This window comes from Bradyrhizobium sp. (assembly GCF_035701725.1).
GTDB lineage: Bacteria > Pseudomonadota > Alphaproteobacteria > Rhizobiales > Xanthobacteraceae > Bradyrhizobium.
The window spans coordinates 1-23736 of the sequence record NZ_DASSRP010000209.1; the positions used below are offsets into that span (position 1 = coordinate 1).

Below are 23736 nucleotides of genomic sequence, written 5' to 3' on the forward strand. Positions count from 1 at the left end.
CGACATCATCCGCCGCACCAACGCCGCCAATCATCTGGAGAACGCCTGGGCGAAGTTCGAGCGCGCCGAGATCGACATCGAAACCTTCGACCGCCAGTTCGCCGCGGAATCGCTCGCGCTCGGCGCCGAGGTCCGCGGAAAGGACGTGTTGCCATTATTGGCCGGCGACCTGCGGCCGGAAATGGTCGAGGCACTCCGGCGCATCCGGTCGAAATTCAGGACCGGCTGCATCACCAACAATCTTCCGGCCAACGCGATCGGCAGCGCCGGTGGACGGACCCTCTATATCGCCGAGGTGATGGCGCTGTTCGACCACATCATCGAATCCGCCAGGATCGGCTTGCGAAAACCGGATCCAAAAATCTACCGCATGATGGCGGACGCGCTCGGCATCGATCCGAAACGCTGCATCTATCTTGACGACCTCGGAGTCAACTTGAAGCCGGCGCGCGAAATGGGCATGACCACGATCAAGGTGGTCAGCGCCGAACAGGCGCTTGCGGAACTCGAAGCGGCGACCGGCCTGCCGCTTCGGTAAAAACCTGACGACGCGACAGCCTTACGCGTCGATCGCGTCCTTGATCTTCTTTCGCGTCAGCGGCAGATCACGCAACCGTCTTCCGGTGGCAGCGGCGACCGCGTTGGCGACCGACGCAGCGGCCGGCCCCTGCCCGGTTTCACCACTGCCAAGGAACGGCAGGCCCGGACGATTGATGATGTGGACGTCGATCTTTTCCGGGACCGCGTCGAAGCGCAGGATCGGATAGGTCTGCCAGTCGGTACTGGTGATCCGCGTATCGTCGAAAGTCACGGCTTCATAGAGCGTCCAGCTGCTCGACTGAATGATGGCGCCCTCGACCTGATTGATCAGTCCGTCGGGATTGACGACTTGTCCGCTGTCGACGGCGGCCACCGCGCGCACCAGACGTGCGCGCCCGGTTTCCCGGTTGACTTCCACCTCGGTCGCGATGGCGCAATAGGCCGCGAGGCTCTTGTAGCGCGCAAAGGCAAATCCGTAGCCGCGGTCGACGGCCGCCTTCTGTCCCTTTTTCCAGCCGAATTCCTTCGCCGCTTTCTCGATGACGTCACGGCCGCGCTTGTCCTCCAGATGCTTCAGCCTGAATTCGACGGAATCTTCGCCGGCAAGTTCGGCGAGCTCGGTCATGAAGCTCTCGATCGAAAACACGTTGTGATAGGCGCCGAGCGCCCGCATCGCCGAGACACGTACCGGCATGGCCGGAATGAAATGGTGCACCACCTTCGCGTTGGGGAATTTGTAGATCGGGATCGCATTGCGATCCCCGCCCCCGGCCGGCAGCGGGATCGGTTTCGGCTCCGGCACGGCGAACGGTTCGGCGATGTGCTGGGCCGCCAGCATCGAGCCGGCGCCGCCCGGCCGCATCGAATGCGTATTGGTCCAGACGTCGAAATTCCAGTCGACGATTTTGCCGTTGCCGTCGAGCGATGCCTTCAGCTTGGTCACCATGGCTGGACCGAACGGCTCCCAGCCGTGCTCCTGCTCGCGCATCCATTGCACGCGCACCGGAATCCCGGGCACTGCCCGTGCGATCAGGGCGGCGTCGGCCGCAACGTCGTCGGCGCCGTTATGGCCGTAGCAGCCGGAGCCCTCGACGTGGATCAGCCGCACGCTTTCCAGCGGCACCTTCAGCATCTCGGCGATCCCCTGACGATCGGGATAGACGCCCTGGGTGTGCGTCCAGACCGTCATCGCGCCGTCGTTGAGTTGCGCGATCGCGCAGGACGGCCCGATCGAACCATGCGCCTGATAGGGACGCGTGTAACTGGCCTCGACCGTCTTCAGGCCGACGGCAGCGGGATCGCTCTGCTGATAGATGGTCTTGTCGTTCGACTTCAAGTTCGTGAGGACGGCGACCAGATCGTCCTGTTTCGGCAGACCCGGTGTCTCCTTCCATTTCGCCGCCGCCGACAACGCCCTCATCGCCTTGATCGCCTGAAACTCCTTTTGGGCCACCACGGCCAGGAAATTGCCGTCGCGAACCACCTTGACGAAACCCGGCAGTTTCTCGACCGAAGACGTATCGCATGCGATCAACTGCGCACCGTAGCTCGGCGGACGCACGATGCGGGCGTGCACCATATCAGGCAATCGCATATCCTGAACGTAGGCGGCGCCGCCAGTGACCTTCGCCGGAATATCGACCCGCGGCAGCGACTGGCCCATTACCCTGTAGGTTGCCGGATTTTTCAACTTTGATTTCGGCTGGGCCTGCACATGCATCATGCCGTCCGAAACGAGATCGCCATAGCCCAGGCGCTGGCCGTCCGGCGCAACCACGGCACCACCTTCAGTCCGCAGGTTCTCCACCGGCAGATTGAAGCGCCGCGCGGCTTCCGCGATCAGAAGTTCGCGCACCTGTGCCGCGGCGTTCTGGATCGCGGTACCGCTGTACTGCGTGGATTGGCTGCCCGAGGTGTAGCCCTCATCCGCTGTCAGTTGTGTATCGGCGGTGACGACCTTGAGCGAGGCGAACGGCACGTCAAGCTCTTCGGCGGCGATCTGCTGAAACGCAGTCTTGAAGCCCTGCCCGAGTTCGGCCTTGCCGGTGAATACCGTGATGCTGCCGTTCGCATCGATGCGGATCCATGAATCAAGAAGCGGCGCGTCCTTCAAGCTGCCGGGAAGACTTGGCGGCGGAGCTGGGGCGGCAGCCGGCGCGGCCTGATCTTGCGCGAAGGCATCCGAGAGCGAGAAGCTGACGACCAGCGCGCCACCGCCGGCCAGCACCTGACGCCGATCGAGATTGACGGGACCGTTCATCGCTCGCCTCCCGAACCATTCGTTGTCAGCCCGGCCGTATCCATCAGCTGCGCCGCGCGATGCACGGCACGAAGGATGCGCATATGGGTGCCGCAACGGCAGAGATTGGTTTGCAGCTCCGCGCGAATCTCGGCGTCGCTCGGCTTGGATTTCCGCTGCAGCAGCGCCTGGGCGCGCATCATCATTCCGGCGATGCAGTAGCCGCATTGCGCGGCCTGTTCTTCCATGAAGGCGCGCTGGATCGGCGCGGGTTTCTCGAGCGTCCCCAAACCTTCCAGCGTCGTCACTTCCTTGCCCTTGAGGAGCAGCAGCGGCGTGACGCACGACAACACCGCCTTGCCGTCCACGATCACCGTGCAGGCGCCGCATTGGCCGAGACCGCAGCCGAATTTGGCCGCGTTGAGCTTGAGCTCGTCGCGCAGCACATAGAGCAGCGGCGTATCGGGATCGGCATCGATCTCGTGATCGTGACCATTGACCTTCAGTGTCATCATGGCTTTTCTCGCTGTGCAGACCCGCCTGCAACGTGGTTGCCGCCCGGCGCGCCCTGGACGGATACGGTTTCGGTTCGCCTGGCGTCCCGCACCGTCCGTTCGACGGCGCCCCATGCCGGCTGGGTGCTGAAACGGCCGCGGAGATAATTCAGGAGTGCGGCAACCTGCTCGTCGCTCATGCTGTTGGCAAAACCCGGCATGATGGGACTGCGTTCCCCGGCGACGGGGCGAATGCCCGACAGGATGATATTGGCGGCGTTCCGCGGTTCCGGCGCGCTGAGAGCGGTGCTGAGACGGAGATTGATTCCGCTATAGGGCAGCGGACGGTCAGCTTCGTGACACGTGGCGCAGGCGGCCTGATAGATCGCGGCACCGGCGTCGCCCGCCGATGCGGGCTGAGCGGACGGTGATTTGAGATCGGCGCGAACCACGCCGGCCGGGCGTGCGAACGCGCTCGTCATATAAACAGCGATCGCGCGGACGTCGCTCTCCGGCACTGACGACAGATTGGCGGTGACCTCGGCCATCGGCCCGCGCGCCACACCGTGATCGGAATCCCAGCCGTAGCGCAGATAATGAAACAGCGCCTCAGAGGTCCACGGCAGCGGCGAAGGCGACTGCGCATTGATGGCATAAGCGTGCCAGTTGTCGACATCGCCGCCGGAGAACGATGCGCTGGCTTTTTCCGCGCCGAGTGCATTGCGCGGAGTATGACACGCGCCGCAATGCGCGAGACCTTCGACCAGGTAAGCGCCCCTATTCCATTCGGCGCTTTGCGAGCGGTCTTCCTTGAAGGTCCCGCCTTTCAGGAAAAGCAGCTTCCACCCCGCAACGACGAACCGCTGATCGAAGGGAAATGCGAGGTCGTTGGGCGGGGCGGATGCGCGAACCGCCGCGCGCGTCATCAGGAATGCATAGAGCGCGCGATCGTCCTCGTCGCTGACATTGGTAAAATGGTCGTAAGGAAAGGTCGGATAAAGGTGACGTCCCGCACGATCGACGCCGGAACGCATGGCGCGCTGGAATGCGGCTTCCGACCAGCGGCCGATGCCGGTGTCCGGATCGGGCGTGATGTTCGACGAATAGACCGAGCCGAATGGTGTCGGCACCGCCAAGCCGCCGGCATAATCCTTGCCGCCCTTGGTAGTATGGCAATCGCTGCAATTGCCCATCGCCGCGAGTTCGCGGCCGCGTTTGACCAGGGCGGGATCGAAGGACTGCGGCGCGGGAGGTTCGATTGAGGCGATTGCCGGCCGCCAGGCGACCGCAAAAGCCGCAAGCGCTCCGCCGAGCAGCGCCGCGACGGCAACGCTCACAATGATCCCTGACTTTCGCATCCGTCCCAGGCTCTTTTAGCTTTGGGACTTGTTAGCACAGTTTTCGTCTGAAAACGTGCCGGAAAGCGAGATCCGCAGCCGTTATTGCTTGATGATCTCCGGCGCCGGCGCGGCCGCGGAGAATGCACGTTCAAATACCGCCAGGTCCGTCGTCGGCAGGTCGCAGACGGCAACATAAGTGAAATTGCCGTCGCTCCAGCTTCGGACATTGTAACCGGCGATATTCTGGTCCGGCACGGACTGACCGGGCTTCAAGGTGGTGACGCTCACCGTATGCGCCGCATGCTTGTAGACGATCGTCGCCACGGGACGGTTCTCGATCACGTCGACGCGGCCACCCAGCAGCACGAAACCTTTGTCGGTGAGGTCCGGCACCTGTGGCGATTCCGGCAGCCGCGACGTGAACCAGGGTTTGACCGTGTGACGGTCGGAGGATGCGATGTCGAAGGGCTGCGGCGCCAGCAGACCACGGATATGGCCGGCGACGACCTCGCTGGCGACCGCATCGCCCTGGCTGAAGCGGTCGATCGTCTTCAGCGCCGAACCGGAGATCACAGCGCCGATCAGGGCCGACGCCGCAAGCGCCTGGAACGACCACGTCCGGCCGGGACGTCGACGCAGCACCGTGACATTGCTGCTGCCGACTTCGTTCGGCTGATCCGCTTCCGCTTGCTCTGCATTCAACTTAGCCTGAATGCGCGCCTGCAAATCCGATGGCACGGCGGCCTGCGGCAGCGCCTGCATCGCCTTCCGCAACGACATCAGATGTGCATACCGCGCCCGCAGCTTGTCATCCGCCGCCATGCGGCGCTCGAACTCGGCGGCGGTGGCAGCATCCAGCTCGCCGTCGCAATAGGCGGTCAACTGCAGCTCGTCATGATCTTGCAAAAACGCCGCCATGGTTATTCTTGATCTCCGAGAAGCCCGATCAGGAGCTGCCTTCCTCGCGACAGACGGGACATCACGGTGCCGATGGGGGAATTGGTGATCTCGGCAATATCGCGATAGTTCATCTGGTTGATTTCCCGCAAAACGAGCACCTCGCGAAACTGCGCCGGCAACTGCGCCAACGCCTTCTGAAGCTGCTCGGCATCTGCCTTGAAAAGTACCGCTTCCTCCGGTGTCTCTACTCTCGCTCCGTGCAGACCCTCGTGTTCCAGCTCCTGCTGCTCCGCCGGGTTGAGATCGTTGATATATCCAACCGTTCTTGGCCTGTTCTTGGTCAACCAGCTCAGCGCCGTGTTGCGCACGATGGTCAGCGACCACGCTCTCGCATTGACCGCGCCGAAGCCCTTGATGCCGCGAAACGCCCGTATGGCGGCTTCCTGCACGATGTCTTCGGCATCCGAAGCATTGCCGGAGAGCCACTGCGCGAGACGGTAGGCCTCTGGCAGATACGGCAGGAAAATCTCGTCGAACGCGTCTCTATCATCCTTGCTTTGCACAACGGAGACCGGCATTTGCAACTGGTCAGACACCCGATCTGAGCCTTCCGGCCGGTCTTTTAGCATGTCGTTTTTGAGTTCGGTACACCGGAAAGACGGGCGGCGGACCGTGGTGGAGCGGATTTGGCATTCGCTACCCGTCTCAGCGAGAGTGTCGAATGCGAATGTCAAATCCAAAGCTCCAGCAGAAGTTCGGTTTGCCAGCGGCCTTATGTTCGAACCGAACCGCTGGCTCTCATGAGGTCACTTGACGATGATCTTTCCTTGCATATGCGGGTGCAGACCGCAGAAGTAGTCGTAGGTGCCGGCATTGGCGAACGTGAACGAATACGAGTCGTCAGTGTCGAGCGCCTTGGACCGGAAGATCTTGTCCTTGTTCGTCACGTTATGCGGAATGTCGTCGTGATTGACCCACTTCACTGTTGTTCCAACCGCGACCGTCAGTTCGGGCGGGGTGAACGTGAAGTTGTCGATTGTAACGACATTGGGCTCCTCCGCTGCGACGGCGCCAAACGCCAGCAACGCGCCGACGATCGGCCCGGCGAGCATCGCAGCGACCACGGCGCGACCGGGAGTGAATCGCGCCGCAGTGAGGTACAGGTGGTTACGCAGAGCTTGCATGGACGTCCTCAGATTAACCGGCCAGTGTCTTGTCGACGAAAGCGAGCGGCTTGTTGCCTTGCGCCACCGTGACCGTCGAAAGCCCGAGCTTGCCGCGAAGCTGATCGGCAGGAACGACCATCGGTCCCGGCGAAGGCGCGGTGCCCGGAGCCGGCTGCGGGAACGCTGTCGACAGCGCGGTGTGGAAGGTCATGTTGCCTTCGACCTTCTGGGCGAGTTGATGGATATGGCCGTTCAGCACCGTGACCGAGCCGAAGCGCTTGAGCAGATCGAGCGCGCGCTGACCGTCTTCCGTACCCCAGCCCCAATCCTTGTAGAGGACGTAGAGCGGGATATGAGAGAAGACCACGATCGGCGTGGAGTTGGAGCGATCCTTCAGGTCCGCTTCGAGCCAGGCGAGCTGTTCGGCGCCGAGATTGCCGAGACCGCCACCCTTCAGGTCGACGACGTTGACGAGGCCGATAAAGTGAACGCCATGATCGTCGTAAGAGTACCAGCCGGCGCCCTTCGCCCCCTTGCCGTAGCGCTCGAGATAGGCCTTGCCGCGATCTTCATCGATGATGTCGTGCTCGCCGGGAACCCAGTGAATCTGCACGCCGGTCTCGTTGAATACCTTGTCGGCATTGTCAAACTCGGCGGGCTTCGAGAGATGGGTGATGTCGCCGGTGTGGATAATGAAAGATGGCTTGGTCGGCATCGCCTTGACCTTGGCGACCGCTTCACGGAGCGTGCCGAGCGCGTCGGGATTGGCAGCCTTGTCGAAGCCGATGTGGCTGTCGCTCATCTGCAGGAAGGTGAAGCCGGTGGTCGGTTCGGCAGCGGCCGCTTCACCGATCAGCCCGATCGAATGCGGGACACCGCCACTCATGGTCCAAAGGACGCCCGTTCCCGCCCAGACCATACATTCCAGCACTTCGCGGCGGCCTAGCCCCTTGTCCTGATCGTCAAGGCCCTTTTTAGCCATGTCATATTCTCCCTATGGAGCCTTGCCGGCCCCAGATGGCGCAGGATTGCGCGTAAGGGAGAGACTCAGGGTTTTCCGCCTTTATTCCTGAACGGATGACCGCGCGGACAGGGATGGTTCACAAAGCCTTGTGACGGTATCCCCCAACTGACCTTGGGCGGGTTAGGAAGTCCCGACCAAACGAAATGGGGGAGCGGAAATTCCGCTCCCCCACAACGTCTTAAGTCTGGTTTCGGTCTGGCTTAGAACTGATAGCGCAGACCGACACCGGGATCGAAGCTCGAGACGTGATCCTTCACAGCAGTACCGGTGAGGGCACCGTTGTTGGTCGACAGGATGAAGCCGTTGGCAGCGCCACCGAACTTCTGGTTCCAGCCTACGCCGGCGTAGAAGTCGACGTGACGGGCAAAGCGCCAGTCCATCGCAACCGAGACCATGTCCTGACCGCCGGCGCAGTTGAACCCTGAGGCGCTGTTGGCGGCGCAGGCAGCCTGCTGCGCAGCCGAGCTGCCGAGGGCAGGCGCACCACCCGGAACGTTGGCGAACGCGCCAACGCCAGCGCCTGCACCGGTCGTGAAGAAGCCGAACCGCTGGCCGTAGTAGGCACCCATGACGTCCAAGGTGGGCGTCACGGCGTACTTCACGCCGACCCAGAAGATGTTCAGGTTCTTGTTGTCGAGGAAGGCGTTGTTGTTGACGAAGCCGAGGTTATAGCCGCCGTACACGAAGGCGCCCGGGGCCAAAGCCTGGTTCGGGTTTTCGTAGGTGACGTGCTCATACCCACCGTAGAACTTCCAGGGGCCGATCGTGTAGCGAGCGGCAACCTGGAACGTGGTGTTGTCGGAGATGGTGCCCGACATACAACCGTTCGCGCAACCGAACGACGGGCCGAACGGGTTCGGGATCAAACCGGCCTGAAGCTGCGTGAGCTGGTTAACCTGCGACGAAGTCAGGGTGCCACCGACGGAAACCGCGTCGTAGATCTTGCTTCCGACGAAGTCCATCGACAGACCCATATAGTCAAAGCCGATGTCGCCGCCGAAGGCGTTGTTGGTGCCGCTGTTGCCGCCGTTACGGAGCTGTGCTTCAGCAGCCAACCGCACCGGACCGATGTTCAGACGATACTCATAGGAGTTGTCCCAGATGCGGTCTTCGGTGACGCCGCCGCCGCCGGTAGCACCTTCGAAGGTGATCAGCGACCAGGCGTTCGAACCGGACAGCGCGTCATAGTTGACGACGAGATCCGAGGTCAGCGCCGACTGACGGCCCATGGTGAAGGTACCATAGGTCGGCGAACTGATACCGAAGTAAGCCGCGTTGTTGAACATCTGGCCGCCCTTCGACGAGTCGCCGAAAGAGTTGCCCCAGGTGCCGAGCGCCGGAGACTGACCGAGGCCGTTGTTCTGCACGATCGCGCCCAGACCGCTCGCGTTCACGCCAGAGGCCGGGTTGAACAGGGTCTGCAGGTTGAATACGGCGTACAGATTGTCGCCGATCTCCTGCTTGCCACGCAGACCGATGAACGAGGTGCTCATCTGGTTGGCGGCAACGCCGAAGAACGGACCGTTCGATGCCTTTTCAACCAAGAACTGGTTCGCGCCAGCGGCAAACGCGCCGGCAAACGGGCTGCCGTGCTGCTGGTAGTTGATGCCCATGTCGAAGTTGCCGTAGACGCAAATGCCCTTGATGCAGATGTCGTCGTTTTCGATCGGCTTGGCCTTGACCGCAGCCTTGTAGGGCAGGTCAGCAGCCATCGCGTCCACCGGGCTGATGGTGGGCACGGCGGCCTTCTGCGCTTCGAGCGCCTTCTGCCGCTTTTCGATGTCGGCGAGACGCTTGGTCATCGCCGCGTTCTGTTCACGAAGTTGCTTGGCCTGGGCCTGGATATCCGTCAGCTCGTCGGCGTGAGCCGCGGTCGCTGCGAACGCCAGGATGGCCGCTGCTGAGATAAAAGTCCTTTTCACGTAAGGTCCCCCAAAATAGGACGCGGCACAACCATACGCCGCGAGCTGCCTGGTTACGGAGCCTCGGATGAGGACTCCTTAGGCAGACACTCTGCGTCAGGGGGAAAAGAAATACTGTAACCAAAACGCCACAGCCGGCGACGAAGCCGCTTTTTGGAGGAACGTCCCCCCAAACGAGTTGGCCCTGTTGCCGGTATGACACAGCGATTTTGATACTTAAAAACGTGCTATGGTCTTTTTACATCTATCGGTTGTTCTCCTTCAGATCTTTCCTTCGGTGAAAGTGGGCTCCGATTCCCTCGGAACTACCTTCGGTCGTTTGAGCCTGAGAGCCAGCCGGTCAAGTTGAAAACCGGCTGGCTGGTAGAGAATGGAGACATCTCAAGTCATTGATCAAACTCAGATATCTCCGTCTAAGTCGCTGCACTCCCTTCTCAGAACTGGTAGCGGAGGCCGATGCCGGGATCGAAGGTCGAGACGTGATCCTTCACAGCGGTCCCGGTCAGGACGCCGTTCTGGGTCGACAGCACGAAGCCGTTGGCGGCGCCACCGAACTTCTGGTTCCAAGCCACGCCCGCATAGAGATCGACGTGACGGGCAAAGCGCCAATCCATCGCGACAGCCACCATGTCCTGACCGCCGGCGCAGTTACCCAGCGAAGCGCTGTTGGCTGCGCAGGCAGCCTGCTGTGCGGCCGTACCACTGGTCGGGCCACCCGGAGCGTTGGCGAATGCGTTGTTGCCAAGTGCGCCAGGTCCGGCGCCGGACGTGAAGAAGCCAAAGCGCTGGCCGTAGTACGAACCCATGACATCCAGAGTGGGCGTCACCGCGTACTTCACGCCAACCCAGAAGACGTTCAGGTTCTTGTTCTCGAGATAGTTGTTGTTGTTGACGAAGGCGATGTTATAGCCGCCCGCCGCAAAGGCATCCGGCGCCAACGGGCTGTCCGGATTTGAATACTGGACGCGCTCGTAGCCGCCGTAGAACTTCCAGGGTCCGATCGTGTAACGAGCGGCAACCTGAAACACGGTGTTGTCGGAGATAACGCCCGACACACAGCCGAGCGAGCAGCCGATGGCGCCGCCGAACGCATTGCCGGCGCCCGTCGCTTGGTTGGTGGTCAGTGCGGCGACCTGCCCACTCGACAAGGTGGTGCCGACCGAAAGGGCATCCCAGATCTTGCCGCCGACGAAGTCCATCGACAGGCCCATATAGTCGAAGCCGATGTCGCCCTGGAAGGCGTTGCCGGTCGCGCTGTTGCCGCCGTTGCGGAGCTGCGCTTCAGCCGCCAACCGCACCGGACCGATGTTCAGACGATACTCATACGAGTTGTCGTAGATGCGGTCTTCGGTGACGCCGCCGCCGCCGGAAGCACCTTCGAAGGTGAGCAGCGACCAGGCGTTCGAGCCGGACAGCGCGTCATAGTTGACGACGAGGTCCGAGCTCAGCGCCGACTGACGGCCCATGGTGAAGGTACCGTAGGTCGGCGAGCTGATGCCGAAGTAGGCCGCGTTGTTGAACATCTGGCCAGCCTTTGACGAGTCGCCGTAGGAGTTGGCCCAGGTGCCGAGCTGCGGGGACTGACCGAGACCGTTGTTCTGCACGATCGCGCCGACGCCGTTGGCGTTCATGCCGGAGGCCGGGTTGAACAGGGTCTGCAGGTTGAACACGGCGTAGAGATTGTCGCCGATCTCCTGCTTGCCGCGCAGACCGATGAACGAGGTGCTCATCTGGTTGGACGCGACACCGAAGTACGAGCCATTCGACGCCTTTTCAGCCATGTACTGCAGCGGACCGCCAGCCATCGCAGCGAACGGGCTGCCGTGCTGGTTGTAGCTGATGCCCATGTCGAAGTTGCCGTAGACGCAAATGCCCTTGATGCAGATGTCGTCGTTCTCGACCGGCTTGGCCTTGACTGCTGCCTTGTAGGGCAGGTCGGCCGCCATCGCGTCCACCGGGCTGATGGTGGGCACGGCCGCCTTCTGGGCTTCGAGAGCCTTCTGGCGCTTTTCGATGTCAGCAAGACGCTTGGTCATCGCCGCGTTCTGCTCACGAAGTTGCTTGGCCTGGGCCTGGATATCTGTCAGCTCGTCGGCGTGCGCCGACGCAGCGAACGCCAGGATGGCTGCTGCTGAGATGAAAGTCCTCTTCACGTAAATCCCCCAAAATAGGCGCGGCAACAACCATCGCCGCGGACCGCCTGGTTACGGAGCTTCGAATGAAAACTCCTTGGTCCGCCTTGTGCCTTAGGGGAAGAAGAAATGCTGTGTCCGCCTCGCCACAGCGATACCGCAAGCCGACCGAAATTACGCTCATGTGATCTACGAGCGAAATATGATGTACATCATGTGATAGGTGATCGCGCACGTATTTCAAATCCGTGATTTAGATTCACGCGCTTCTCTCGAATCCGTGAATCTTCGTGAGAACCCTGTTAGATTTCTGTCATAAATCGATATGGAGCTTTCGACGAGCGGCAGAGACACCGTGAGCCGCGTGGGGGACGTGGATCCGGTGCCTCTGTCATTCATGGTTGAAGTCCTTTCGCTACGAGGTCATCAGAACTGGTAGCGGAGACCGATACCGGGATCGAAGTTCGAAACCCGGGTGGCGAGGTTGCACGGCGGCACGCCGGTGGCGCAGCCGGCGGTGGCGGCGGCAAAGCCGGGACCAAAGCCGTTAGCTGTTGACAGCATGTAGCCGTTGACGAAGCCACCGAACTTCTGCTGCCAGGACACGCCGGCATAGAGATCGACGTGACGGGCAAACCGCCAGTCCATCGCGATGCTGACCATGTCGGTGCCGCCGGCGCAGCCTGGCGAGGAAGCGCTGTTGGCGGCGCAGGCAGCGGCCTGCGCTGGGTTGCCGGGAATCCCGCTGGCCGGCACGGCCAGCGTCGAACCGGCAGGACCAGCGCCGACGGTGAAGTATCCTGCGCGCTGACCGTAGTAGGCGCCCATGACGTCCAAGGTAGGTGTGACCGCATACTTCACGCCAACCCAGAAGACGTTCAGGTTCTTGTCGGAGGCATAGAAGTTGTTGTTGGCGACACCGAGGTTATAGCCGCCATAGTCGAAAGCGCCCGGAGCGAGCGAGCTATCCGGGTTCTGGTACTGGACATGCTCGTAGCCACCGAAGAACTTCCAGGGCCCGATCGTGTAGCGGCCGGCGACGGCGAACACCGTATTATCGGAGACAACAGCGCCGAGACATCCCAGCGAGCATGGGACGGCATAACCCGTCGGGCTCGCCCCCAACTGCGTGGCAGTGATGGCATTGACCTGAGCTGTGCTCAACGTCGCCCCGACGGAGGGCGCATCGGTGACCTTGCCGCCGACGAAATCCATCGAGAAGCCCATATAGTCGAAGCCGATATCGCCTTCGAACGCATTTCCGACCGATGAGTTGCCGCCGTTGCGGAGCTGCGCTTCAGCCGCCAACCGCACCGGACCGATGTTCAGACGATACTCATAGGAGTTGTCGTAGATGCGGTTTTCGGTGACGCCAGCGCCGCCGGTCGCACCTTCGAAGGTGATCAACGACCAGGCGTTCGAACCGGACAGCGCGTCATAGTTGACGACGAGGTCCGAGGTCAGAGCCGACTGACGGCCCATCGTGAAGGTACCATAGGTCGGCGAACTGATGCCGAAGTAGGCCGCGTTGTTGAACATCTGGCCGGCCTTCGACGAATCGCCGTAGGAGTTGGCGAAGCCGCCACCCAACTGCGGAGACTGACCGAGACCGTTGTTCTGCACGATCGTGCCAATGCCGTTGGCGTTCATGCCGGAGGCCGGGTTGAACAGGGTCTGCAGGTTGAACACGGCGTACAGATTGTCGCCGATCTCCTGCTTTCCGCGCAGGCCGATGAACGAGGTGCTCATCTGGTTGGCGGCAGCACCGAAGTAAGAGCCATTCGATGCTTTTTCGACAATGTAGTTCAGCGGCCCGCCAGCCATCCCGTTGAAAGGAGTGCCGTGCTGCTCGTAGCTGAGACCCATGTCGAAGTTGCCGTAGACGCAAATGCCCTTGATGCAGATGTCGTCGTTCTCGATCGGCTTGGCCTTGACCGCGGCCTTGTAGGGCAGGTCAGCGGCCATCGCGTCCACCGGGCTGATGGTGGGCACGGCGGCCTTCTGCGCTTCAAGCGCCTTCTGCCGCTTTTCGATGTCGGCGAGACGCTTGGTCATCGCCGCGTTCTGTTCACGAAGTTGCTTGGCCTGGGCCTGGATATCCGTCAGCTCGTCGGCGTGAGCCGTGGTCGCTGCGAATGCCAGGATGGCCGCTGCTGAGATAAAAGTCCTTTTCACGTAAGGTCCCCCAAAATAGGCGCGGTCACAACCATGCGCCGCGGCTGCTAAAGGAAAGGAGCCTCGAATGAGGACTCCTACGTGAACAATCCTGCATCACGTCATTGGGAAATGATGTCACTCGGACGACACAACGTGTTGAGAAGCCGACAAAACTTCGTAATATGATATTTATAATATGAAACGCGATTTACTATCTAAATGCCGTTTAAGAAAACGTGCGACAATCGAAAATTACTTAAAGAATTTTTATGCAAATTCCGGAGACGGCAACATCGCAAATTGGCGATGAGGGACAGAAACATCACGAGCCTCGTGGGGGAACGCGGATCGGATGTCTCTGCCCTTCATGCTTGGGCCTAAATCAGAACTGGTAACGCAGGCCGATGCCCGGATCGTAGGACGAGGCCTTGTTGGAGCCGCCGACGATCGTGCCGCCTGCGTTGGTGCCGTTTGCCTGCAGGAAGCCGCTGGCAAGTCCGTTCTGCACCTGCGACCACATCACACCGGCGTACATGTCGACGTGTCTGGCAAAGCGCCAGTCAACCATCAGCGAGACCGCATCCAGCGAACCGGAGCACTGCGCGGAGCGCGCGTCCGTGCAGCCGACATTGACGCCGGTCGCGGCGAAGCTGTTCTGCCACTCATGGTAATAGGCGCCCGCGATGTCGAGGGTCGGCGTGATCGCATACTTCGCGCCGATCCAGCCGGTCTGCAGCACCTTCTCCTTGGTGAAGTTGGTGTTGTTGATCGCAGTCCCCGCACCGAGGATGTAGCCGCCGGTGACGAAGGCGCCGGGAGCCAGCGGATTGTCCGGGTTGGCGAAGTGCACGTTCTCGTAGCCGCCGTAGAACTTCCACGGTCCGATGACGTACTTGGCGCCGACCTGGAACACGGTGTTGTCGGAGACCGTGCCCGCGATGATGCCGTTGCCATTGGCAACCGTGTTGATCGAGGCCGCAAGCTGGGCCTGCGACAACGGGGCAGCGGACACGGCGTCGTAGGTCTTGCCGCCGAGGAAGTCCATCGAGAAGCCCATATAGTCGAAGCCGATGTCGCCCTGGAAGGCATTGCCGGTCGAGCTGTTGCCGCCGTTGCGCAGCTGCGCGATCGCCGCGAGCCGCACCGGACCGACATTGACGCGATATTCGTAGGAATTGTCGTAGACGCGATCCTCGGTGTCGCCGCCGCCGCCGTTCGCGCCCTGGAAGGTCAGCAGCGAGAACGCGTTTGCGCCAGCGAGCGCGTCGTAGTTGGTGACGAGGTCGGAGCTCAGCGCGGACTGACGGCCCATCGTGAAGGTGCCATAGGTCGGCGAGCTGATGCCGAAATAGGCGGCCTGGTTGAACATCTGACCTGCCTTCGAGGAGTCCTGGAACGAGTTCTGGAATCCGAGATTATTCGTCAGACCGTTGTTCTGAGCGATGCCGCCGATGCCGCTGGCATTCATGCCGCTCGCCGGATCGAAGATCGTCTGCAAGTTGAACACCGCGTACAGATTGTCGCCGATCTCCTGCTTGCCGCGCAGGCCGATGAACGAGCTGCTCGCTTGATTCGAACCGACGCCGAAATAGGAGCCGTTCGAATTCTTCGAAATCAGGTAGTTCAGCGGCGGATTGCCGAGCGCATTCAGCGGCGCACCATGCTGGATGTAGGACACGCCCATGTCGAAGTTGCCGTAGACGCAAATGCCCTTGATGCAGATGTCGTCGTTCTCGGCCGGCTTGGCCTTGACGGCGGCCTTGTAGGGCAGGTCGGCGGCCATCGCGTCCACCGGGCTGATGGTCGGTACCGCAGCCTTCTGCTGCGCTTCGAGTGCCTTTTGGCGCTTTTCGAGTTCAGCGAGACGCTTGCTCATCTGCTCACGAAGTTGCTTGGACTGAGCCTGGATGTCCGAAAGCTCGTCGGCATGAGCCGTCGCGGCGAAAGCCAGGACCGCTGCTGCTGTAATGAATGTCCTCTTCACGTAAGTTCCCCAACAAAAGGCGGCGAAGATGTTTGCCGCGAAGTGCCCGAATACGGAGCCTCGGATGAGGACTCCTTGCGGCGGCCTTCTGCCGTAGCGAGCAAAGAAATGCTGTGGCGACCTCGCCACAGCATTGCTGCAAAGCAACCAGAATTACGCGCATGTGACCGAGGTTTTTTGCATGATGAACGGCATGTGATGACGGTTCTTTTTCTCGTGACGCAGTCGTCATATTTGCTTCATTCGCACCGAGCGATGCGGGCAAGATCGCCGGTCGGTGCCGTGCCCCGCGGAGCGGACCGCCGGGCGGCGTTTGCGTGGTTGGGGACGCGCAAAAAGACGACCAGCCATGAGCGGCTGTCGGAGCAAGGGGCGAAATCCCGCCTTGTCGGGTTGGGGCAAACGCAGCATGCTCACGCCCAATCAAGAGGCCGCGAGCGATATTCGGCCGCCAGGGGGAACGACCATGAAAAAGGACGGATTCGACCGCCGCGATTTCCTGAAAACCGCCGTCGTGAGCGGCGCGGCCGCGGCGAGCGCCACCACGGCCATCGCGGCGACAGATACTGCGCAGGCCCAACAAACTGCCCCGGTGCCCGCCGCCCCGAGCGAACCGGCCGGCTACGTTTTCCTCAATCTGGACGAGGCGGCTTTCGTCGAAGCGCTGGTCGATCACATGATCCCGGCCGACGAAATCAGCCCGAAAGGCACCGATCTCGGCGTCAACATCTATATCGATCGCGCTTTGGCCGGCGGCTGGGGCAAGGGCGATCGGCTCTACATGCAGGGACCATGGAAGCTCGGCACTCCCGCCCAAGGTTACCAGCTGCCGTTGACGCCTGCCCAGCTCTACCGGGCCGGCATCGCGGCGACCAATGCGCATTGCCGCAAGACCTATGGCAACACGTTCGACCGGATCAGTGCCGAGCAGCGGCAGGAGGTTTTGCTCGGCCTCTCCAGCGGCAAGATCAGCTTCGATAGCGGCCTGCCGGTGCGCGTGTTCTGGACCACGATGTATCAGACCGTGGTCGAGGGCATGTATTCCGATCCGATCTATGGCGGCAATCGCAACAAGGCCGGATGGGCCATCATCGGCTTCCCCGGCATCATCGCCGTGCATCGCGATCACGTTGCGCAATATCGCGGCAAGCCGTTTCCGGCCAAGCCCCTCGGCATTGCCGACATGAGCTAGTGGAGGCAACCCATGACCACGAAGCTTAGGGAAGTCGACGTCGTCATCATTGGCCTCGGCTGGACCGGCGGCATTCTCGCCAAGGAACTCACCGAAGCCGGCCTGAAAGTCGTCGCGCTGGAGCGCGGCGCCATGCGCTCGCCCGAGAACGATTACGCGCTGCCGAACATTCGCGACGAGCTGCGCTATGTCGTCCGCCACGACCTGATGCAGAACACCGCGCGCGATACCATCACCGTGCGCAACAACCCGCAGATGGATGCGCTGCCGATGCGCCGGCTCGGCTCGTTCCTGCCGGGCGAGGTGGTCGGCGGATCGGCGGTGCACTGGAGCGGTCACACCTGGCGCTGGACCGATATGGAATTCAAGGTCCGCTCCCAATATGAGGAGCGCTACGGCAAGAAGTTCATCCCCGACGACATGACCATCCAGGATTGGGGCATCACCTACGCCGAGCTCGAGCCCTATTACGAGAAGTTCGAGCGCACCGCCGCCGTTTCCGGCAAGGCCGGCAATATCGGCGGCAAGATCCAGCAGGTCGGCAATCCGTTCGAAGCGCCACGCGCGAGCGAATACCCGCTGCCGCCGCTGACGCCGATTCTTGCCAGCGAGATGTTCTCGCAAGCCGCAGCCAACGCGGGCTATCATCCCTTCCCGCGGCCCTCGGCCAACGCGTCGGAGCCCTACACCAACCCCGACGGCTCGAAATTCGGCGCCTGCCAGTATTGCGGCTACTGCCAGCGCTTCGGCTGCGAAGCCAATGCCAAGGGCAGCCCGCATATCACGGTGATCCCGATCGCCATGTCGCGGCCGAATTTCGAGCTGCGGACGAATTCCTGGGTCACCCGCGTACTGAAGGATTCCGACGGCAAGCGCGTCACCGGCGTGACCTATACCAACGTGCTCAACGGCGAAGAATTCGAACAACCGGCTTCGCTGGTGTTGCTGTGCGCCTATGCGATCAACAACGTGCACCTGATGCTGTTGTCGGGTATCGGCACGCCGTACGATCCGGTCGCGCAGAAGGGCGTCATCGGCAAGAATTACTGCTACCAGACCGGCGCCAGCGCAACGCTGTTCTTCGAGGGCAAGTATTTCAACCCCTTCATGAACGCCGGTGGCTCCAATGCCACCATCGACGACTTCAACACCAACTGGGCGTTCGATCGCGCCCCGCACGAATTCGTCGGCGGATACAACGTGGCGGGCGGCTTCAACACGCCGCTGCCGATCGGCTATCGCCCGGTGCCGTCGGGCACGCCGCTGTGGGGCAGCGACTGGAAGCGCGCGACCGCGAAATGGTACCAGACCGCGATGGTCATCAACGCCTCTGGCAGCGTGATGGCCAACCGCTACAACTGCTACGACCTTGACCCCACCTACCGCAATGCGTTCGGCCAGCCCTTGATGCGCATGACCTTCGACTACAAGGCCAATGAGCACAAGATGGGCGTCCATGCGGCCGCGACCATCAACGCCATCGCCAACTCGATGAACCCGACCAAGCTCAATCCGGCACGGGCGCGCACCGATCCCTGGACCGTGGTGCCCTATCAAAGCACGCACAACACCGGCGGCACGATCATGGGCGTCAATCCGCGCGACAGCGCGGTCAACAAGTATCTGCAGAGCTGGGATTGCCACAACCTGTTCGTGGTCGGCGCCAACGTGTTCCCGCACAATTCGTCCTACAATCCGACCGGTCCTGTCGGCGCGCTGGCCTACTGGACCGCGGACGCCATCAAGAACCGCTACCTGAAGAATCCCGGACCGCTAGTGACCTGATTCTGACATTCGCCTTCCCTTGCAGCGACACCGGTAGCGAATGTCAGAATCCAAGGGTCACTAGCAGTCTCAAATTCAAATGGAGTTTAGGATTTGACATTCGCTTGAGAAGATGCGGCTCGCGTAGAGCGAATGTCAAATCCCCTCCATCTGGTAAGCGCATGAGCTCGCTCGCGCTCCGCAATGACGGCGCGCGCCTTCTCGTTCCCGCGGCGCGAACCGCACCCGGGTCTTTCAAGATCACCCGTCTGAAAATCAGAGGGCGCGGGGAATGCCGGGCGCTTGGCTCGCCCGCAGCCTCGTGTGTAGAAAAAAAACACACGAGTTAGTCACCGCAGGTTCGCCGAAACGTTCCGGCATTCCCCGCGCGATGGTTTTAACGGTGTCCTTCGTGCTCTCTCCGGCGATCGGGCTGTTTTGTCACCGTCGTCAGCGCAATGCGCAAGCATTGCCGCCAACTTGACGTCAGCGTCGAGACGTCAAGACCACACGACTTCGCCGTCCGCAGCATTGCCGTTCGTCTCTCGGCATTGCCGCGTCCACCGCATCCCGCGCCCAACGTCCGTGACGATCGCGATACGCCCCTCTTTGCGGGCACGAGACGCGCAGACTGATGCCCGTGATTTGCCCGTCGTCACAAGCGAAAGCGTCTGCGACAGATTAACGCGACGGGCAAATCACCTGTGATGCGATCGTGTCATATCAATGGATGTCAATACGCGTCGCCCGTCATTGCGAGGAGCCCGCGAAAAATTACGTACCAATTTTGTACTGGAGCGACGACCCGCCTTCGTTCGCTGCGCAAGCTTCACCGAGCTGACAGTCCGCCGAAGCGCACGAACTCGAAGGCGAAAGCAAGGTTCCGTCATGGTCGGGCTTGTCCCGGCCATCCACGACTTGTCTGCGCAAAGAAAGCAAGACGTGGATGCCCGCGACGAGCGCGGGCACAACGACTATTTGTGCAAGCGAACTGGATTGCTTCGCTGACGCTCGCAATGACGGCGGGCTGACTTAGCTACCTGCCCTTGGCGACACCTACTCCAGCGGCTCGACCTTGACGATCGAGGCGCCGTGGTTGTTGCCGGCCCAGAAAGAGACCGGCGTCGTTGAATTGTCGACGAAGACACGCCGGATGTTGGTCGAGCGCGGCAGCAGGTAGTTGATCGTGGCGCCGGTCGCGGGATTGAGCCGGGTGACCTGATCACTCAACATCGAGCCGGTCCAGGCTTCGCCGTTCCTGTCGACGACGACGTCATAGGGCGATGACCATTTCGGCGGGACCAGCCACTCCTTGAACTCTTCCTTCTTGGTGTCGAACATGCCGATGCGGTCGGCGCGATATTCGCCGAACCACAAACGGTCCTGCGCGTCCATCCAGCCGCGGCGCGGCGCCGAATTCGGTGTCGGGATCTCGAACAGATCGACCTTGCCTGTCTTGGCGTCGATGCGGCCAATATGACGCTGGCGAAAATCGGTGAAATAGACGTTGTTTTTGGAATCCGGAACCACATCGTAGATGTTGTGCGGGCCCGACATGCCCTTGAACGGCTCGAAGGTTTCGAACTTTCCGGTCGCAACGTCGAGCCGATGAATGCCGGCAAAACCGTTGTTCTGCGCCCATACCTTGCCGTCGACATCAGAGCTCTGCGGGCTCACCATGTTGATTTGCGCGGCGTCGATATTCTCGTCGCCCTCCAGCGGCCAGAACTTGAACGTTTCGGTCTTGCGATCGAATCTGGCAATCGTCGCCTGATACATATTGCCGAACCAGAGATTGCCCTCGGGATCGCTGCGCAGGCCGAGCAGCCCGGTGGGGAAACCGGGCTTGTGTTCGGGAATTTCAAATTCCGTCAGCTTTCCCGTCTTCGGATCGAGCTTGCCGAGATTTTGTTCGCCGAAGGACGAGAACCATACCGCGCCCTTGTCATCGACGATGACATCGTGCGGCTCGATCGTCTCCCTCGGCAGATCGTATTCGGTATAGATAACGCGGGTCGCCGCCCCGGCCGGACGCGGCTGCGTCTTCAGTTCGAAATTCCAGGTCGGATGCGAACTGAGATTGATGCTGGCAAGGAAGTCCGCGACACCGCGATAGACCTGCACCCGCTGATCGCCACGCTCCTCCCTCAAGCGCTCGGCACGGCGCAATTGCGGATGCAAGGGAATGCTTTGGTTCACATAGCCCTGCATGCGCGGCAGGATCTGCGTCAGAAATTCGTCCGCGGTGTACTTCGAGTTCAGCGGACGGGCCAGCGTGTGGCAGCCGACACAGTTGAGCAATTGCCCCTTCTGCGCGTCGGTACCGGGCATGCTGGCAAGCCATTCGGCATTGGTGAGCTGGGCCGCGATGTCCTTGGCCGCGCGCAGCTTGAGGTCAGCGGTCGTTGCCTTGTCCGCCGCAACGGAAATTTCGCTCGGCCCATCGAGGTCGTAACCGACCGCCCGAATCCGCAAGGAGTAGGTGCCCGGCTCCAGCCTGCCGGCCGGGAATGCGTAGCGGCCATCCTTGCCGCTCACGACCGTCGTCGTGATGGTCGAACCGTTCTTTTTGGCGCTGACGAGGACACCTTCGAGCGCTTCCGGGCCGGCCGTGACCGTTCCGCTCAGCGCCGGGGCCGCCTGCTGCGCGGCCGCAGGGCCGGTGAACAGACAAGCGATAGCCAGAAGGCAAACGAAGCTCGACACGACAAGGCGCGACATGGCCGTCTCCCCTGTTCTTGATTGTTATTCTTTGTTGAAGTCAGTGTAGGGGGCCGGTTGGCGGAAAACCAGCACCTTCGCTGGGCAAAGCCTATATTCCTCGGCTATGCTGCAATGCGCTTCGCGCGGGGGACACCAGAACAGGGAAAACCGATGAGTATCGATCAAGCCAGAGAGAGCCGAGCCAATCTGCCGCGCATTGTTGCCGCGATGTTCAGGAACGCCACCGTCGACCGCGACTACGCGCCTTACGGGCTTTTTCTGCTGCGGATCTCGCTCGGCTTCGACTGGCTGGTTCATGCCTTTCTCAAGATCTCCCGCGGCATGCACACGCATGAGGCGCTGCTCGCGAAAAACGGTATCACACCCTTGCTCGCCTGGCCGACCTTCGGCCTGGAGGTGATCGGCGGCGTTGCGATCCTGCTCGGCTGGTACACGCGGCAGTGGGCGGCATTCCTATTGATCTTCCTGGCGGTCGTGGTCTGGATCAAGTGGCCGGTCGGCTGGGGCTATTCCAATCCCGGTGGCGGCTGGGAATATCCGATGCTGTGGCTGGTGGCGCAGGCCGCGCTGGTGCTGGCCGGCAGCGGCGCTTTCGCGCTGCAGGGCTCGAAGTCCTGAACTCCTCATTGAGTGGATTTGACGTTCCGCCGGCCACTCGCTCGGGGAATGTCAAATCCATTTTGGTTGAATCGGAGAGGAGCCTGACGCCTCAAAGCGATCCGGCCTCTTTGGAATTCAACAATGCGTCCGGGCCCGCCGCGCCCTCGCCGATCACGCCGCGCTTGCGGGCGTGAACTGGCTCGACACCAGACGAGTCAGGGTTTCGAGCGACTGGAAATTTTCCGGCGTGATCTGGTTTTGCGGAATCGTGAAATCGAATTCCGCTTCGACCGCGAGCATCAGGTTGACCATGTCCATCGACGTCAGACCGACATCCACCAAAAGCGTCGTCGGCCCGACATCGGCGGCAATCGCATTCTGTTTGAGGATGGATTTGACCAGAGCAGTCAGCCTGCCCTGAACATCGCCGCCGATCTGCATTTCGTTTCTCTCATTTGTGGCACTGATCTCGTCGTCGCTGGCTGGAACAAGCAAGCCGAGACCGCGCGAACTATAAATCCGCAACTCTCTTAAGAACAGTGAATCCGGTTTGAGCAAAATCTTTGTTCCGCTTTTAACGCTAATGCCGATCGTTAAAAAACGCAGCATTGAAAAAACGACCGATTAACTTTCATCGCCGAAACGACGGCGGCTTATCGCGAATTTCATCGACGCATTTGAATTAAATCTTTAAGCGTCACTCGATCGTAAGTTGTCCTTCGAGGCTCATCGGCATGAACGTTCAGCAAGCCAGTTTTCGTGACACGAGCGCAGAACAAAGCAGCGAACAATTCATCGATCGCAGTTCCTTCCCGAAGAGAATAGCCGCTGTGGCTGCGGCCGCAGCCACCGAGGCCGACGCCGTCGACCGCGCCGCGCGCTTCCCGCAGAAGGCCATCGACGCCGCCCGCACCGAACGCCTGCTGGGCGTCCAGATTCCGAAGGCATTCGGCGGCGACGGCGCCTCGATCTTCGACATCACCGACATGTGCTATGCGCTCGGCCGCGCCTGTTCCTCGACCGCGATGATCTTCGCGATGCATCAGACCAAGGTCGCCTGCCTGGTCCGCCACGGTACCGGCAGCGCCTATCACGAGGCGCTGATGCGCCGTATCGCGTCCGAACAGATGCTGCTGGCATCGTCGACCACCGAGGGCCAGAACGGCGGCAACATCCGCTTTTCGTCGGCGGCGGTTGAACATGCCGGCACCGAGATCTCGCTGGTGCGCAATGCGACGGTGATCTCCTACGGCGCACAGGCCGACGGCATCGTGACGATCGCGCGGCGCGACGGCGATGCGGCGGGCTCCGATCAGGTGCTGCTCGCGATCACCAAGCGCGATTATACGCTGACGAAGAGCGTCGAGTGGGAAACGCTCGGCATGCGCGGAACCTGCAGCGCCGGCTTCGAGCTGAAATTCAAGGGCACCAGCGCCCAGATTTTTCCGGAAGGCTATGACAAGATACACGCCCAGACGATGACGCCGGTGGCGCATCTGTGCTGGTCTTCGGTTTGGGCCGGGATTGCGGCCAGCGCCGTGGAGCGCGCCCAAGCCTT

The 23736-nt window shown here is 61.4% G+C and carries 18 protein-coding genes; 5 read left to right on the forward strand and 13 right to left on the reverse strand.

What is annotated here, in order from left to right; all coding sequences use genetic code 11:
* Positions 1-538 (forward strand): HAD-IA family hydrolase (locus tag VFL62_RS12120; RefSeq protein ID WP_325172616.1); only part of this gene is annotated, 538 nt, incomplete at its 5' end.
* A gap of 21 nt (positions 539-559) precedes the next feature.
* On the opposite strand, the gene VFL62_RS12125 is transcribed toward VFL62_RS12120, so the two are convergent.
* The 11 genes from VFL62_RS12125 to VFL62_RS12175 form a co-directional block, all read right to left on the reverse strand.
* Positions 560-2800: a xanthine dehydrogenase family protein molybdopterin-binding subunit gene (locus tag VFL62_RS12125; RefSeq protein WP_325172617.1), complete on the reverse strand. Its 2241-nt coding sequence runs from the start codon at positions 2798-2800 to the stop codon at positions 560-562.
* Positions 2797-3294, reverse strand: coding sequence for a (2Fe-2S)-binding protein (locus tag VFL62_RS12130; RefSeq protein ID WP_325172618.1), 498 nt, complete (start codon positions 3292-3294; stop codon positions 2797-2799). Before VFL62_RS12130 ends, VFL62_RS12125 begins: the two co-directional genes overlap by 4 nt.
* A complete protein-coding gene (locus VFL62_RS12135; RefSeq protein WP_414644690.1) occupies positions 3291-4631 on the reverse strand; it encodes a cytochrome c in 1341 nt (446 codons plus the stop codon). Before VFL62_RS12135 ends, VFL62_RS12130 begins: the two co-directional genes overlap by 4 nt.
* Before the next feature lie 81 nt (positions 4632-4712).
* The gene (locus tag VFL62_RS12140) at positions 4713-5531 is read right to left on the reverse strand and encodes an anti-sigma factor (protein ID WP_325172620.1); all 819 of its coding nucleotides are present in this window, start codon (positions 5529-5531) and stop codon (positions 4713-4715) included.
* 2 nt (positions 5532-5533) lie between these two features.
* Positions 5534-6247, reverse strand: coding sequence for a sigma-70 family RNA polymerase sigma factor (locus tag VFL62_RS12145; protein ID WP_325172621.1), 714 nt, complete (start codon positions 6245-6247; stop codon positions 5534-5536).
* Between the two features lie 72 nt (positions 6248-6319).
* Positions 6320-6697, reverse strand: a complete 378-nt coding sequence (locus VFL62_RS12150; RefSeq protein ID WP_325172622.1) for a cupredoxin family copper-binding protein — start codon at positions 6695-6697, stop codon at positions 6320-6322.
* A 13-nt stretch (positions 6698-6710) separates the two neighbouring features.
* On the reverse strand, positions 6711-7661 hold the full coding sequence (locus VFL62_RS12155) for a metallophosphoesterase family protein (RefSeq protein ID WP_325172623.1): 951 nt from the start codon (positions 7659-7661) through the stop codon (positions 6711-6713).
* Between the two features lie 242 nt (positions 7662-7903).
* Entirely contained in the window at positions 7904-9625 is a 1722-nt protein-coding gene (locus VFL62_RS12160; RefSeq protein WP_325172624.1) for a porin, read from the reverse strand.
* A 434-nt stretch (positions 9626-10059) separates the two neighbouring features.
* A complete protein-coding gene (locus VFL62_RS12165; RefSeq protein ID WP_325172625.1) occupies positions 10060-11778 on the reverse strand; it encodes a porin in 1719 nt (572 codons plus the stop codon).
* 405 nt (positions 11779-12183) lie between these two features.
* Entirely contained in the window at positions 12184-13932 is a 1749-nt protein-coding gene (locus VFL62_RS12170; RefSeq protein WP_325172626.1) for a porin, read from the reverse strand.
* Positions 13933-14296: 364 nt separating this feature from the next.
* Entirely contained in the window at positions 14297-15898 is a 1602-nt protein-coding gene (locus VFL62_RS12175; RefSeq protein WP_325172627.1) for a porin, read from the reverse strand.
* A gap of 466 nt (positions 15899-16364) precedes the next feature.
* Here VFL62_RS12175 and VFL62_RS12180 point away from each other — a divergent pair, with 466 nt between their 5' ends.
* Positions 16365-17090 (forward strand): gluconate 2-dehydrogenase subunit 3 family protein, encoded by a 726-nt coding sequence (locus VFL62_RS12180; protein ID WP_325172628.1) that lies wholly within the window; start codon positions 16365-16367, stop codon positions 17088-17090.
* A gap of 12 nt (positions 17091-17102) precedes the next feature.
* The gene (locus tag VFL62_RS12185) at positions 17103-18875 is read left to right on the forward strand and encodes a GMC family oxidoreductase (protein WP_325172629.1); all 1773 of its coding nucleotides are present in this window, start codon (positions 17103-17105) and stop codon (positions 18873-18875) included.
* A gap of 1035 nt (positions 18876-19910) precedes the next feature.
* Here VFL62_RS12185 and VFL62_RS12190 read toward each other — a convergent pair.
* Entirely contained in the window at positions 19911-21575 is a 1665-nt protein-coding gene (locus tag VFL62_RS12190; protein WP_325172630.1) for a virginiamycin B lyase family protein, read from the reverse strand.
* A gap of 153 nt (positions 21576-21728) precedes the next feature.
* Between VFL62_RS12190 and VFL62_RS12195 the strand changes: the two genes are divergently transcribed.
* Positions 21729-22196: a DoxX family protein gene (locus tag VFL62_RS12195; RefSeq protein WP_325172631.1), complete on the forward strand. Its 468-nt coding sequence runs from the start codon at positions 21729-21731 to the stop codon at positions 22194-22196.
* A 153-nt stretch (positions 22197-22349) separates the two neighbouring features.
* On the opposite strand, the gene VFL62_RS12200 is transcribed toward VFL62_RS12195, so the two are convergent.
* On the reverse strand, positions 22350-22619 hold the full coding sequence (locus tag VFL62_RS12200; RefSeq protein WP_325172633.1) for a phosphopantetheine-binding protein: 270 nt from the start codon (positions 22617-22619) through the stop codon (positions 22350-22352).
* A 293-nt stretch (positions 22620-22912) separates the two neighbouring features.
* On the opposite strand from VFL62_RS12200, the gene VFL62_RS12205 reads away from it, so the two are divergent.
* The coding region (locus VFL62_RS12205) for an acyl-CoA dehydrogenase family protein (protein ID WP_325172632.1) at positions 22913-23736 on the forward strand (824 nt) is incomplete at its 3' end.